The following is a 14,786-nucleotide window of genomic DNA, read 5'->3' on the forward strand; positions in this document are numbered from 1 at the left end:
TGGTTTAATACAGCCTATGCGGTAGGGGTTGAATCGTGTAGGCTCTAACCCAGACTTGAAAAATATCCTGTTTTCGGTAGTGGAACGCGTGTAGTGACTGCTATTAAATTCAGATGTGGGAATTTCTTAAAAACATCCTAATAGAAGGATCAGAGGGAGTGTTAGTTTTGAAGCTTTATCGTCTATACGTCGTTTTGTTTGCTTCTGTCATAATGATGACCGGATGTATGAATAGCGGTTCACCTGAGGAAAGAGTCGTTAAAATTCTAGACAAGACAGTTGAGAAAGAAAGTAATTTTACAGAGAAACAAGAGCCTTTAAATGATTTGGAAAAAGAAGAAAAAGAAATATATGAAAAGATCATCAAACTCGGGATGAAAGAGTATGACCAAATCGTGGAACTTTCCGACGAAGCATTAAAAAATATCGAAAAACGAGAAGAGTTAATCGAAAAAGAAAAAGATAGTATGGATGCCTCGAAAAAGCAATTCGACAAAATGGAAGGGCAAACTGATAAAATTGAAGATCAAAAGGTAAAAAAAGAAGCTGTCAAAATGGAAAAGACAATGAATGAACGATATGAAAAATATGAGGACGTATACAAAACCTATCAACAAAGCTTAGCGAATGATAAACAACTATATGAACTATTCAAAAAAGAGGATTTAAAAATGGATGAACTCCAAAGTCAAATTGATAAAATTAATACAACATATGAAAAAGTTGTGAAAGCCAATGAGAAATTCAATGCAGTAACAACAAAATATAATCAAGAAAAAGATAGCTTTTATGAAACGGCAGGCATAAAAAAAACGGACTCTGACAAAGATTAAAGAAGAGGAATAAGGCTATGGGCATTGCTCATAGCCTTATGTGCGTTTGGGTAAGAAAATAAAATGATCAGATTTCCGTTAAAAAGTGAAAAAACTCAACGGAAATATTTACTGACCTGTACTAAGGGAAAATAAATAAAGAAATTCTAACAGTTGAGACGATTGAAAGTATATAAAGTTTTCTTACAATACTATTCAAAAGTTGGAAATGCCTTTAGATAAAGGTCATGATTGATTCTTTAGGAATAGGAGTTGAAGAGAAATACTATCCTTTGGCACCTTACGGGAGCTAAAAGTGGCAAAGTTTATAGTACAGATGTATAATAAAAACTATAACAGAGGGTCGATTAGTGGAAAATAAAACTAATAAAATTTTGAATGTAGGGAAGTATAAGTGATTGACTTGATGTTAATTCATCTTGTACACTAAATTTACCAAAGTTCTTGTATCATATTTCTTGATTATTTTATTGGTACAGCTTAAGATTAAGACATAAATACGATTCCCTTGTTTGAGAGATTATGCTTAAGGGGAAAATAAAACAATAAGTACTTGAAGAAACTATAAGACAAATCATTTTGCTTTATAGAATAATAATTACTAACCTTTTTAATGAAAGGATGAGGTGCCAAATGGCTCAGAAAACTAAACAGGCTAAAATTAATGTTCAAGATCAGCTGAAAAAAGTTGAAGAACAATTTGAAATGTTTCAAATCTTAAATGAAGAGGGAGAAGTCGTGAACGAAGCGGCAATGCCTGACTTAAGTAATGAACAATTACAGGAATTGATGCGCCGTATGGTATATACACGGATACTGGATCAACGTTCTATTTCCCTTAACAGACAAGGAAGATTAGGTTTTTATGCACCTACCGCAGGGCAGGAAGCCTCTCAGATAGCTTCTCAATTTGCTTTGGAGAAAGAGGATTTCATTCTTCCAGGGTATCGTGATGTTCCACAAATCGTTTGGCATGGCCTGCCACTTTGGCAAGCTTTCTTATTCTCAAGAGGACATTTTAAAGGGAATCAAATACCGGAAGATGTGAATGTCCTTTCACCACAGATCATTATCGGCGCCCAATATATTCAAGCTGCCGGCGTAGCACTTGGTCTTAAGAAACGTGGTAAAAAAGCTGTCGCGATAACATATACGGGCGATGGAGGAACTTCACAAGGAGATTTCTATGAAGGAATCAACTTTGCCGGAGCATTTAAAGCACCAGCTATATTCATTGTGCAAAATAATAGGTTTGCCATCTCAACACCTGTCGATAAGCAATCTGCAGCTAAAACATTGGCCCAAAAAGGGGTGGCTGCTGGTATTCCAGGCATTCAGGTAGACGGCATGGACGCATTAGCGGTTTATACTGCAGTGAAAGAAGCACGTGAGCGCGCCATAAATGGTGAAGGCCCAACACTGATTGAAACCTTGACTTACCGCTATGGACCTCACACTATGGCTGGGGATGATCCAACTCGTTACCGGACAACGGATTTGGATAATGAGTGGGAACAAAAGGATCCACTTGTTAGACTTCGTAAGTTCTTGGAAAATAAAGAGCTTTGGAATGAAGACTTAGAGAATGAAACGATAGAGAAAGCAAAAGAAGATATAAAAGAAGCAATCAAAAAGGCTGACGCAGAACCAAAACAAAAAGTGACAGACCTTATTTCAATCATGTTTGAAGAAATGCCTTACAATCTAAAAGAACAATATGAAATTTATAAAGAAAAGGAGTCGAAGTAAGCCATGGCTCAATTGACGATGATTCAAGCAATTACAGATGCATTACGTACAGAACTTAAAAATGATGAGAATGTACTCGTTTTTGGAGAAGATGTCGGCGTTAATGGAGGAGTGTTCCGGGCGACTGAAAATCTTCAAAAAGAGTTCGGTGAAGAACGTGTTTTCGATACACCCCTTGCAGAATCAGGCATCGGTGGATTGACAGTCGGTCTTTCCTTACAAGGTTTCCGCCCTGTTCCTGAATTACAATTCTTTGGATTCATTTATGAAGTAATGGATTCAGTCAGTGGACAGCTTGCTCGTATGCGTTACCGTTCAGGCGGTCGCTACAATGCACCGGTTACCATTCGTTCTCCATTTGGCGGTGGAGTTCATACTCCAGAAATGCATGCGGATAGTCTAGAAGGATTAATGGCTCAGCAACCTGGATTAAAGGTAGTTATTCCTTCCACTCCATACGATGCAAAAGGTTTGTTGATTTCAGCAATTCGCGACAACGATCCTGTCATCTTCCTTGAACACATGAAATTATATCGCTCTTTCCGTCAGGAAGTTCCTGAGGAAGAATATACGATTCCATTAGGAAAAGCAGATGTAAAACGAGAAGGAACGGACTTATCCATTATTACGTATGGTGCGATGGTGCAGGAATCCATCAAGGCTGCGGAAGAATTGGCTAAAGAAGGACATTCGGTAGAAGTGGTCGACCTTCGTACTGTTTCTCCATTGGATATTGATACGATTATTGCCTCTGTTGAAAAAACGGGACGGGCCATTGTCGTTCAAGAAGCCCAAAAACAAGCTGGTGTAGCAGCACATGTTGTAGCAGAAATTAACGAACGTGCTATTTTAAGTCTGGATGCTCCCGTTTTACGAGTGACGGCTGCCGATACAGTTTTCCCATTTTCTCAGGCTGAAACGGTATGGCTTCCAAATTATAAAGATATTATCGAAACAGCGACAAAAGTGTTGAAATTCTAATTACTTTTAATGAGAAGAATGAAAGTAAAGGCTTTGGAGAGTCTTTCTCATTAGTAGAAATACATGACAAAGGGCTTTATTCAAAGCCCTAAGTATGATTTAATATAGGAGGTTGAATTCAGTGGCATTCCAATTTAGACTCCCTGATATCGGAGAAGGTATACACGAAGGTGAAATAGTAAAATGGTTTGTTAAACCAGGAGATACGATTCAAGAAGATGACGTACTTTGTGAAGTTCAGAACGATAAAGCTGTAGTCGAAATTCCATCACCGGTGAAAGGTACCGTTGAAGAAATTCTTGTTCAAGAAGGAACGGTGGCTGTAGTCGGAGATGTACTTGTCACTTTTGATGCTCCTGGGTATGAAGATCTTCAGTTTAAAGGGGATCATGGGGAAGAAGCGAAAGCAGAAGGTGATAAAGATACTGAAGCTCAGGTTCAAGCTACTGCTGAAGGCGGACAGAAAGTCAATAAAGAAGCTGCACCGGTTCAGGAAAATAGTGAAGAAACGGGCGCAGGAGCTCAACCAAAGGCGGGATCTCAGCCACAGGTTGAAGCAGATCCTACACGACGTATCATTGCCATGCCTTCTGTTAGAAAGTATGCACGGGAACAAGGGGTAAATATTCGCGAGATTACTGGCTCAGGAGATAATGGCCGCGTCATGAAAGAAGATATAGATGCTTTCAAAAATGGCACATCCGCTTCAAAAGAACCAGCTCGTCAAAGTGATGATGCTTCACAACAAATAGATTCGGATACGAAAGAAGATAATACGAAAGTGGCAATTCCAGAAGGGCAATACCCTGAAACGCGCGAAAAAATGAGCGGCATGAGAAAAGCGATTGCCAAGGCAATGGTTAAGTCGAAACAGACGGCTCCTCATGTTACATTAATGGATGAAATTGATGTGACGATGCTAGTTGCCCATCGTAAGAAATTCAAGGATATTGCTGCAGAAAAAGGAATCAAGCTTACATTCCTACCTTATGTTGTTAAAGCCTTAACTAGTGCATTACGTGAATTTCCTATGCTTAATACATCATTTGATGATGAAACAAGTGAGATTATCCATAAACACTATTACAATATCGGAATTGCGGCAGATACAGAAAAAGGTCTGTTAGTTCCAGTTGTAAAAGATGCAGATCGAAAATCAACTTTTGCTATTTCACAAGAAATTAATGAATTAGCTGCGAAAGCTCGTGATGGTAAGTTGGCTTCCAATGAAATGAAAGGCGCTTCTTGCTCCATCACGAATATCGGTTCCGCAGGCGGTCAATGGTTCACACCTGTAATCAATCATCCAGAAGTTGCCATTCTAGGGATTGGACGCATTGCCGAAAAAGCAATTGTTCGCGACGGGGAAATTATCGCCGCTCCAGTTCTGGCATTATCACTTAGCTTTGATCACCGTATTATTGACGGGGCCACTGCTCAGCATGCATTAAATCACATCAAAAAGTTATTGAACGACCCAGAATTATTGTTAATGGAGGCGTAAACAATGGTAGTAGGAGATTTTCCGATCGAAACAGATACATTAGTAATAGGTTCAGGACCTGGGGGGTATGTTGCCGCAATTCGCGCAGCACAGCTTGGACAAAAAGTAACAGTTGTTGAAAAAGGATCAATTGGCGGAGTTTGTTTGAACGTAGGTTGTATCCCTTCAAAAGCGATGATCTCAGCAGGTCACCGTTTCCATAATGCTCAGCATTCAGAAGATATGGGGATCTTTGCGGAAAAGGTTTCTGTTGACTTTTCTAAAGTGCAAGCATGGAAACAATCTGTTGTAAATAAATTGACAGGTGGCGTAAGTAGCCTATTAAAAGGAAATAAAGTTGAGGTCGTGTCAGGAGAAGCTTACTTCGTAGATGAAAATAGCATCCGTGTCATGAATGAAGACTCAGCTCAAACATATACATTTAAAAACGCGATTATCGCAACTGGTTCTACACCAATCGAAATCCCGTCATTTAAATATACTAAACGTGTACTTAATTCTACTGGTGCTCTTGCTTTGGAAGAATTACCAGGTTCAATCGTCGTTATCGGCGGAGGGTACATTGGTACAGAGCTTAGCGGCGCATTAGCAAGCTTTGGAACGAAAGTAACGATCCTTGAAGGTACAGAAGAAATTCTTTCTGCAGGTTTTGAAAAACAAATGGCAGCCCTAGTTAAAAAGAACCTTAAAAACAAAGGTGCTGAAATTGTTACAAAAGCTCTTGCTAAAGGCGTGGAAGAAACTGAAACTGGCGTTACGGTTACTTATGAAGTAAAAGGCGAAGAGAAAAAAGTTGAAGCGGATTATGTGTTAGTGACAGTAGGTCGCCGTCCGAATACATCTGAAATCGGTCTTGAACAAGTCGGCATCAAAATGACGGACAGAGGCTTGATTGAAATTGATAAACAATGTCGTACAAATGTGAAAAACATTTACGCGATTGGTGATATCGTTTCTGGACCTCAATTAGCACATAAAGCTTCTTATGAAGGAAAAATCGCAGCGGAAGCTATCGCTGGCGAGTCTTCTGAAATTGACTACCTAGCGATTCCGGCTGTGGCATTCACTGAACCGGAACTTGCTTCTGTAGGTTATAATGAAAAAGACGCGAAAGAAGCAGGAATCGAAGCATTAGCTTCTAAATTCCCATTCGCTGCAAATGGACGTGCTCTTTCATTGAACAGCACGGACGGTTTTGTGAAGCTTATTACCCGTAAAGAAGACGGATTGGTAATTGGAGCACAAATCGCAGGACCAAACGCTTCTGATATGATTGCAGAACTTGGTTTAGCTATCGAGGCAGGAATGACTGCTGAAGATATCGCGATGACAATTCATGCGCATCCAACTTTAGGGGAAATCACAATGGAAGCTGCTGAAGTAGCCCTTGGAACTCCTATCCATATCATCAAATAATTGTTTTCCCAAAAAGCATACTGCCCTTCCTGGGCAGTGTGCTTTTTTTTCGTTATAAGTTAATGTTACCGATCCGAAATACTTAATGAAATGTGAAGACGGGCATATATTTATAAAGAACATGATCCGTTTTAATAGGGAAAAAGGTTTGAAATTTGTAGAATAGGATAAAAAAATAGCAGGAGCGGTGTGACTTGAGAACAAGTTTGCCGAAATAAAGCAACGGCCAATTGTTCATATAAATGGGGTGGATCACTTGAAAGATTATCTTGTCATCCTTTTTCAACTAATTGTTTGGAGTGGATATACGGTGGTTGAATGGCTGTCGGTCAATGATCGTTTTGTTTTTAAAGTATTCATGTTTTTGGTCTTTTCTTATTTAGCCATTTATATCGGAAAAATGATACTGAAATCCAATAGAAGGACGCTGCTTGTCACCGTTATCAGTTTACTCTGTTATGGTGTATTGCAAATCCTTTTAGAAACATTAGTACCTGTTTATTGAATGAGGTTTAAGCCGTGATGCGACTTATACCAATGGAGGAATTATGCTTAACAGACCCTTGTGCATGTTTGCGATGATATCACTTGTATTGATGGGGTGTAATGGAATGGATGTTACCCGTGTACAAAATCAAAAAACCGTCGAAACATCGAGCCATATCAAAGATGAACAAAAAGAAGTAGAGCTGAGTGAGAAACAGGAGAAACCAATTGAAAAAGGGAAGGCAGAAGGGGAGAAGGTTCAAGTCCAATATCGTTTGAATGAGGCAAATTGGTCATTTGAACCAATTAAAGATGCTGATCCGAAAGTTGTCCTTTTGACATTTGATGATGCACCTGATAAATATTCACTAGACATTGCTAAAACGCTCCATGAGCTTCAAGTGCCAGCTATATTTTTTGTGAATGGCCATTTTATTGAAGATGATGAAAAGAAAAAAATATTGAAGGAAATCCATGATATGGGCTTCCTAATTGGGAACCATACATATTCTCACGTTAACTTGAAGGAACAGACTGATGTGGTTCAAAAAAAAGAAATCGTTAAATTAAATGATTTGGTAGAAGAAATCGTTGGGGAGCGGCCCAAATTCATCCGGGCTCCGTTCGGGACGAATACCGAATATTCCAAAGGAATTGCGAAACAAGAAAAAATGTTGGTTATGAACTGGACCTATGGCTATGATTGGGAAAAAGAGTATCAAAATGATAAGGCTTTAACGAATATCATGTTAAATAGTCCATATTTATCGAATGGAGCGAACTTATTGATGCATGATCGGAAATGGACGCATGACGCGATTGAAGATATCGTAAATGGTTTTCAAAAGAAAGGCTACACATTCCTTGATCCCAGATTAATAGAAACCCCTGCATAAAGTATCTATTAATCATTCGAAATCTGTCTCATTGATTATTACTTTGCGATTAAAAAGGCACTCGGGAAATATTCCGAATGCCTTTTATGATGAACAACCAGTTCACCGGACTTTGCTTTTATAGAATCTTATTCGCTTGTCTATAGCTGTCAATCATTGCACATATTATCACAATAGGGGCAAGAATGAACCCTATGGAAACGAACGCAAGTAAGCAAGACACTAAATATGCCAAAGCAAAAAATATACCTCTTTTAAATAGCTTTCTGTCTCTTGATGCCCATTCCCAACTAGGATGTAAGCTTAAGAATAGATGCCCAGCACCAGGAACCCAAAAAGATATTATGAGTGTGATTAGTTTCTTCAAACCATTTCCTCCTAATAATACAAATAATACATCCATCAACATTAAGTTAATTCACTTGATAGGTCAATAATCATGACTCATTATTATTGTAACCAAAAGAAAAAAGCATTCAAGGAGAATGCTTTTGGTTCCTTTTTCGAATAATCTACCCGTTTTGATAAGTTGAGATTCGAAATAATGCTCATAAATTATTATTTCAGAAGTATAACCATCCATTAAATAATGATTCTTTCGCGTACCTTACCAAAGAAAAAATGATTGGAAATTGTGACTATTTTAGACTTATCCTTAATATAGATGTCTATATCCTTATACGAATGCCTTAAGTGGTGTTCATTACTTTCTGGGATAATAATACATGATTCGTTTATTAAAGAGGTGGAGTTGGCCTTGCAATTTTTTTGCGAGGAATTTACATAATTCATTAGCTTTGCCTTTATCCCCGAATGTAGCTGTTTCAGGAAGAGTGAATTGGATATATGATTGAATCCGTTCCATGCCGTCCTCATCTTGAATGATTTCTTGGTCGACCCCAATTAATATCATATGATAACGGTCGACATTGGACTGTAAATAAATCATGTTCCCCTTCATTTCATCCGGCTCTTTCATATCATAAGGAAAGGCTTTTTTATCATAGTCCCAATCCAGTTGCTTTCCTGTTTTTGAGGTGACCATTTGGTAATAGGTGAGTAATTCCTTCACGTCCTCAATCGTGACATTGGTTTTCACAGACTCCGGGACTAGTTTGATATAGGCATTTTCAATCATTATTCAGCCTCCTTTTCCCTGTTTTCTTTATAATAGATTAACATTAAATGGATATTTTATATACCTATCTATATGTAACTGTAATTGGGATAATTCCTTCCTCACATTCTCAAACCAGATACATGTTTATGGTAAAAAATGTAATAATAGGTTGACAAACAGCTTTTTTTATTTGTAAAATTTAAACAATTAATACTCTTCCAGGAGTGAGATGAATATGACTATACATGGTATCGATTCAATTGTAGTTGCTACAAAAAAAGGGGCTGTATCGCTTTATTTAAAGTGATGCAGCTCCTTTACTATGTTAAAGGGGTGTAGGGCATGATTCTTACTGGTGAGGATTTAACGGTAAATCTATCAAAAAAGGTCATATTTGAGAAGGAAAAGGTCACCCTCTCCCAAAATGCTCTGGAAAATGTTTTGAATAGCAGGAAAGCAGTAGAAAAAATTGTCTTGGATAAACGCATACTATACGGGATTACGACTGGGTTTGGGAAATTCAGTGATGTATTTATCGATACCGAAGATGTAAAACAACTACAATATAACCTTATCCAATCTCATGCCTGTGGAGTAGGAAGCCCATTTCCCGAAAGTGTTTCCAGAGCTATGCTACTACTTCGGGCAAATGCTCTGGCTAAAGGCTTTTCAGGCGTGAGACTTGAAGTCATCTCTACTTTATTGGCACTTTTACATGCAGAGATACATCCGGTTATCCCACAGCAGGGATCTCTTGGTGCAAGTGGGGATTTAGCTCCACTTTCACATTTAGCGCTTGCATTAGTGGGGGAGGGAGAGGTCTTTTATAAAGGAGAGATTGTGAATGCTTCAGTGGCCATGAAACTGGAAAGCATTTCACCAATCGAGTTGGAAGCCAAAGAAGGGCTCGCACTAATCAATGGTACGCAGGCCATGACGGCGATGGGGGTGGTGGCCTTTCTGGAAGCGGAAAAAATCGGATGGTTGTCTGAAGCGATTGCCGCGATGACTGTCGAAGCATTAAATGGGATTATAGACACGTTTGATGAAAGGATTCACCTAGCAAGAGGATACCCGGAACAGATTGCTGTTGCCAAGAGAATGAGGAAGTGGCTCGAAGGAAGCAGGCTTACTTCCAGGCAAGGGGAAATTCGGGTGCAAGATGCATACTCGCTCCGGTGCATCCCCCAGGTCCTAGGGGCCTCCTGGCAGGTATTCGGATATGTAAAAGAAAAATTGCAAATTGAAATGAATGCAGCCACCGATAATCCGCTGATTTTTGATGAAGGTGACCATGTAATATCCGGGGGGAACTTTCATGGACAGCCGATTGCCTTTGCCATGGATTTCTTAAAGTTAGGGGTTGCGGAAGTTGCAAGCATATCGGAAAGAAGGATTGAGCGGCTCGTTAATCCCCAATTGAATGATCTCCCTCCCTTTTTAAGTGCCAGACCTGGACTGGAGTCAGGTGCGATGATCATGCAATATTGTGCAGCATCACTCGTCTCTGAAAACAAGACGCTAGCTCATCCTGCGAGTGTCGATTCCATTCCCTCATCAGCTAATCAAGAGGACCATGTGAGCATGGGGACCATCGCTGCTAGACATGCTTATGCAATAATCCAGAATACATGGAGGGTCTTGGCGATTGAATGCATTACGGCGATGCAAGGCGTTGAATATAGGGGTACAGAATATATGAGTCCGAAGACTTTTCAATTTTATGAAAAGGCCAGGGAAATTGTACCGACCATTAAGTCTGACCGAATGTTTTCCACTGATATTGAAGCCTGTACCACGTGGTTGAAAACGTATGACTTTACGGAATGGATGCATGACTTTTAGATAAGGGGTGAAAAACATGGGAGCTAAGGAACAAAGGGAAATTGTGAACTACAAAGGCTCTACTCTTCATGCGAAGGGATGGATTCAAGAAGCGGCGATAAGGATGCTGATGAACAATCTTGACCCTCAAGTAGCTGAAAATCCAGAAGAACTGGTTGTATACGGAGGGATAGGCAAAGCAGCTCGAAATTGGGAAAGCTATGACAAAATCATGAAAACGCTACATGAATTGGAGACGGATGAAACCTTATTGGTTCAATCAGGGAAACCTGTGGCCGTTTTCAGAACACACCCGGATGCGCCTCGAGTTTTGTTAGCTAATTCCAACCTCGTGCCGGCCTGGGCCAATTGGGATCACTTTCATGAACTCGATAAAAAAGGATTGATGATGTATGGACAAATGACTGCTGGCAGCTGGATTTATATTGGTAGCCAAGGAATCATTCAGGGGACGTATGAAACATTCTCGGAGCTTGCCAGGCAACATTTCCAAGGGTCATTAAAACATACCATCACCTTGACTTCCGGCCTTGGTGGAATGGGAGGAGCGCAGCCGTTAGCGGTTACCATGAATCAGGGGGTCTGTCTCGCCATTGAAGTGGATGAAACCAAAATCGACCGGAGAATAAAAAATGGTTACCTCGATCGTAAAACATCCGATATGGATGAGGCGATTGCCATTGTGAAAAAAGCAAGGCAGGCGGGTGAACCTTTATCCATCGGTCTGCTTGGAAATGCAGCAGATATTTTGCCACTTCTGATTGAACGTGGATTCATCCCTGACGTATTGACGGACCAAACATCCGCCCATGACCCGTTACATGGCTATATCCCTTCAGGAATGACGGTAGCACAAGCCAGACGTTTTCGACAAGATAATCCGAAGGCATATGTTGTTGCCTCTAAACAAACGATAGCCAGCCATGTTAGATCCATGTTGAGTATGCAGGAAAAGGGGGCCATCACCTTTGATTATGGAAACAACATTCGTCAGATGGCAAAAGATGAAGGCGTGGATCAGGCATTTAGTTTTCCAGGCTTTGTTCCGGCTTATATTCGTCCGCTTTTTTGCGAAGGGAAGGGCCCATTCAGGTGGGCTGCCTTATCGGGAGATCCCGAGGATATTTATAAAATTGATGCAGTCTTGCTCGAAGAATTCAAAGAAAACCAGAATCTATGCAATTGGATAAAACTGGCGCAGGAGAAAATTCCCTTTCAAGGCCTTCCAGCCCGAATTTGTTGGCTTGGATATGGAGACAGGGCCAGGCTCGGGAAAATGATTAATGACCTGGTCAAAGCTGGGGAATTGAAAGCGCCGATTGTGATAGGAAGGGATCATTTGGATGCAGGTTCTGTTGCTTCGCCTAACCGTGAAACAGAAGCGATGATGGATGGCAGTGATGCCGTTTCCGACTGGCCAATCTTAAATGCATTAATCAATGCTGTTGGCGGGGCAAGTTGGGTCTCGGTTCATCATGGAGGCGGTGTCGGTATGGGCTATTCGATTCATGCTGGCATGGTGATAGTGGCGGACGGTACGAAGGAAGCGGAAGCAAGGCTTGAGCGGGTACTTACATCAGATCCTGGAATGGGTGTGGTGCGCCATGCTGATGCCGGTTACGAACTGGCGATTATGACAGCCAAGGAAAAGGGAATTCATATGCCGATGTTGGGAGAGAAGTAGATGAGTAGACCCATTTTCATAAAAAACGCGGCCCAATTGATCACACTCGACGGAAAGATGAAAGCCCCCAGGATTAAGGCAGAAATGTCAGACTTGCAAATCATCGAAAATGGAAGCGTCTGGCTCGAAGCCGGAATCGTTCAAGCGGTAGGCAGAACGAGTGATTTACTGGAAAAGTACACGCATCGTCTAGCTCAAGCCGAGACCCTAGATGCAACGGGCAAGTTGGTTACGCCTGGTTTGGTAGATCCACATACCCATTTAGTATTTGCCGGAAGCAGGGAAAAGGAGTTTAATCAACGCCTGGAAGGTGCCACTTACATGGATATCATGAATCATGGCGGGGGCATATATGCGACGACCGAGGCTGTGAAAAAAGCGAGTCACACCCAGTTGCTTGAAGAGAGCTTGGAACGCATGAACGGATTTCTTCTACAAGGGGTGACGACAGTCGAGGCGAAAAGTGGCTATGGCTTGGATTGGAACACGGAGAGAAAACAGCTTGAAGTGGCAAAGTTACTTCATGAACAACATCCAATTGATGTTGTTTCAACCTTTATGGGTGCCCATGCCGTCCCCCTACATTTTAAAGAAAACCCTGAAGTTTTTGTTGATTTAATCATTAATGAAATGATCCCTGCAGTTGCACAAGCTAAATTGGCGGAGTTTAACGATGTATTTTGCGAAGAAGGCGTATTCACCCCCGAACAGGCAAAGAAAATCTTGGAGGCCGGAAAGAAATTCGGACTGAAGGCTAAAATTCATGCGGATGAAATCGAGCCGTATGAAGGAGCGGAGCTTGCGGCTGAATTAGGGGCCATTTCAGCAGATCATTTGCTAGAAGCATCGATTACGGGGATGAAGAAGATGGCAAAAGCGGGGGTGGTTGGTGTTTTACTACCGGGAACAGCCTATTTCTTAATGAAAAAATTCGCCGATGCCAGAAAGATGATTGATCTAGGTGTACCGGTCGCCCTTTCCACGGATTGTAATCCGGGTTCTTCGCCGACGGTATCTCTACCTTTCATGATGAATCTTGCTTGTATGAAGATGGGGATGAGTCCTGCTGAAGCGATAACGGCCGTCACAATCAATGCAGCCCATGCCATTGATCGTGCTGAGGAAATCGGGAGCATCGAAGTCGGCAAAAAGGCGGACATCACGATTTTTGACGTAGATCACTTCGCCAAACTTCAGTATTTTTATGGAGTCAATCACACACATACCGTCATAAAAAAAGGAAGAGTCGTTGTGAAAGGGGGAGCGCTTGTTGAGTGACGTTCATCTTCAACCGGCAACTTTTACTTGGAGGAAGGAAGCATTCCCGGCAGCCCACCCAGCGAAGGTCCACCAGTGGATTCGGACAATTGATGAGCAGAGAATGGCAGGAGATATGGATGAACCGGATTGTGTCTTCTTTGGGGCCCCACTATCCAGGTCATCCATCAGCCCATCGGGAGCATCGGAGTTCCCTGATTATTTTCGTCGTTCATGGAAAGGCTTTTCTACCTATAACATGGATTATGATGTGGATTTCTCTGGGATGCAGGTATGGGATTTAGGTGATGCACCCATGCATGGAACGGATATCAGCCTTTGTCATCAGTCGATTAGGGAGACATCCGCTGCTGTTCACGATATGTACCGGAATTCCTTGATTGGTGGAATTGGCGGTGATCATTCTACAACAGCCATGCTGGTGAAAGGAATGAAGCAAATCTATCCTGATAGTAAAATAGGTATCCTGCAATTCGATACGCATCTTGATCTGCGGGATCCTTCCGAAAACGGTCCTACTAATGGTACACCCATGCGTCAGTTGATTGAAGCGGGCATTGTCGAGGGAAAGCATATCCATAATATTGGCTTGCATGGGTTTTATAACACCAGGGATTTAATTGACTATGCAAAGAAGAAAGGAGTCAGGTATGTCCCTTTACGATTAGCCAGGAAGCAAGGTCTTGAACAGGTGATAAAAGAGGCATTAGCTCATTTAAATGATCAAGTGGATATGATTTACGTGACGATTGATATGGATGTTCTCGACATGGCGTTTGCTCCTGGTGTTCCAGCAGCGACTACTGGTGGGATGCATCCGGGGGAATTGCTGGAAGCTGTATTTCTTGCCGGAAGCCATGACAAGGTGAGGGCTTTTGATATCGTATGTTTGGACCCGCTCAGGGATACGCTGAACCAGGCAACGGTACAGATGGGTACTTCTGTTTTTCTGACGATGATATGCGGACTACAAATCAGAGGGAAATAGCAACGC

At 41.3% G+C, this 14,786-nt stretch carries 13 protein-coding genes; 12 read left to right on the forward strand and 1 reads right to left on the reverse strand.

The genetic code is table 11. From position 1 onward, the window contains the following. Positions 1–167 precede the first annotated feature (167 nt). From ACQKIC_RS09175 to ACQKIC_RS09210, 8 genes are all read left to right on the forward strand, one after another. Entirely contained in the window at positions 168–833 is a 666-nt protein-coding gene (locus ACQKIC_RS09175; protein WP_407407913.1) for a YkyA family protein, read from the forward strand. A gap of 633 nt (positions 834–1,466) precedes the next feature. After that, positions 1,467–2,582: a pyruvate dehydrogenase (acetyl-transferring) E1 component subunit alpha gene (gene pdhA / locus ACQKIC_RS09180; RefSeq protein WP_402868047.1), complete on the forward strand. Its 1,116-nt coding sequence runs from the start codon at positions 1,467–1,469 to the stop codon at positions 2,580–2,582. A 3-nt stretch (positions 2,583–2,585) separates the two neighbouring features. Next, positions 2,586–3,563 (forward strand): alpha-ketoacid dehydrogenase subunit beta, encoded by a 978-nt coding sequence (locus tag ACQKIC_RS09185; RefSeq protein ID WP_402956137.1) that lies wholly within the window; start codon positions 2,586–2,588, stop codon positions 3,561–3,563. 121 nt (positions 3,564–3,684) lie between these two features. Beyond that, entirely contained in the window at positions 3,685–5,067 is a 1,383-nt protein-coding gene (locus tag ACQKIC_RS09190) for a dihydrolipoamide acetyltransferase family protein (protein ID WP_402956139.1), read from the forward strand. Between the two features lie 3 nt (positions 5,068–5,070). After that, entirely contained in the window at positions 5,071–6,483 is a 1,413-nt protein-coding gene (gene lpdA, locus ACQKIC_RS09195; protein ID WP_402987728.1) for a dihydrolipoyl dehydrogenase, read from the forward strand. A 247-nt stretch (positions 6,484–6,730) separates the two neighbouring features. Then, entirely contained in the window at positions 6,731–6,988 is a 258-nt protein-coding gene (locus ACQKIC_RS09200) for a hypothetical protein (RefSeq protein WP_402868055.1), read from the forward strand. Positions 6,989–7,031: 43 nt separating this feature from the next. Continuing rightward, positions 7,032–7,865, forward strand: coding sequence for a polysaccharide deacetylase family protein (locus ACQKIC_RS09205; protein WP_407407916.1), 834 nt, complete (start codon positions 7,032–7,034; stop codon positions 7,863–7,865). Between the two features lie 194 nt (positions 7,866–8,059). Then, positions 8,060–8,302: a hypothetical protein gene (locus ACQKIC_RS09210; RefSeq protein ID WP_402868059.1), complete on the forward strand. Its 243-nt coding sequence runs from the start codon at positions 8,060–8,062 to the stop codon at positions 8,300–8,302. A gap of 266 nt (positions 8,303–8,568) precedes the next feature. On the opposite strand, the gene ACQKIC_RS09215 is transcribed toward ACQKIC_RS09210, so the two are convergent. Continuing rightward, positions 8,569–9,003 (reverse strand): DUF1885 family protein, encoded by a 435-nt coding sequence (locus ACQKIC_RS09215; RefSeq protein ID WP_402956145.1) that lies wholly within the window; start codon positions 9,001–9,003, stop codon positions 8,569–8,571. Positions 9,004–9,327: 324 nt separating this feature from the next. On the opposite strand from ACQKIC_RS09215, the gene hutH reads away from it, so the two are divergent. The 4 genes from hutH to ACQKIC_RS09235 are packed head-to-tail and all read left to right on the forward strand — an operon-like array spanning position 9,328 to position 14,780. Next, positions 9,328–10,830, forward strand: coding sequence for a histidine ammonia-lyase (gene hutH / locus ACQKIC_RS09220; protein ID WP_427591061.1), 1,503 nt, complete (start codon positions 9,328–9,330; stop codon positions 10,828–10,830). 16 nt (positions 10,831–10,846) lie between these two features. Further along, on the forward strand, positions 10,847–12,514 hold the full coding sequence (gene hutU / locus ACQKIC_RS09225) for a urocanate hydratase (protein ID WP_402868065.1): 1,668 nt from the start codon (positions 10,847–10,849) through the stop codon (positions 12,512–12,514). After that, positions 12,515–13,792 (forward strand): imidazolonepropionase, encoded by a 1,278-nt coding sequence (gene hutI / locus ACQKIC_RS09230; protein WP_402868067.1) that lies wholly within the window; start codon positions 12,515–12,517, stop codon positions 13,790–13,792. Further along, positions 13,785–14,780: an agmatinase family protein gene (locus ACQKIC_RS09235; RefSeq protein ID WP_427591062.1), complete on the forward strand. Its 996-nt coding sequence runs from the start codon at positions 13,785–13,787 to the stop codon at positions 14,778–14,780. The genes hutI and ACQKIC_RS09235 overlap by 8 nt, the downstream gene beginning before the upstream one ends. Positions 14,781–14,786: the final 6 nt, after the last annotated feature.

The sequence above is a fragment of the Peribacillus sp. NPDC046944 genome (assembly GCF_050272735.1).
Classification (GTDB): Bacteria; Bacillota; Bacilli; order Bacillales; family DSM-1321; genus Peribacillus.

Coding starts and splice junctions, on each gene's coding strand:
- hutU (WP_402868065.1), top strand. CDS start 10,847: ATGGGAGCTAAGGAACAAAGGGAAATTGTGAACTACAAAGGCTCTACT.
- ACQKIC_RS09210 (WP_402868059.1), top strand. CDS start 8,060: ATGGAAACGAACGCAAGTAAGCAAGACACTAAATATGCCAAAGCAAAA.
- ACQKIC_RS09185 (WP_402956137.1), top strand. CDS start 2,586: ATGGCTCAATTGACGATGATTCAAGCAATTACAGATGCATTACGTACA.
- ACQKIC_RS09215 (WP_402956145.1), bottom strand. CDS start 9,003: ATGATTGAAAATGCCTATATCAAACTAGTCCCGGAGTCTGTGAAAACC.
- ACQKIC_RS09205 (WP_407407916.1), top strand. CDS start 7,032: ATGCTTAACAGACCCTTGTGCATGTTTGCGATGATATCACTTGTATTG.
- hutH (WP_427591061.1), top strand. CDS start 9,328: ATGATTCTTACTGGTGAGGATTTAACGGTAAATCTATCAAAAAAGGTC.
- pdhA (WP_402868047.1), top strand. CDS start 1,467: ATGGCTCAGAAAACTAAACAGGCTAAAATTAATGTTCAAGATCAGCTG.
- lpdA (WP_402987728.1), top strand. CDS start 5,071: ATGGTAGTAGGAGATTTTCCGATCGAAACAGATACATTAGTAATAGGT.
- hutI (WP_402868067.1), top strand. CDS start 12,515: ATGAGTAGACCCATTTTCATAAAAAACGCGGCCCAATTGATCACACTC.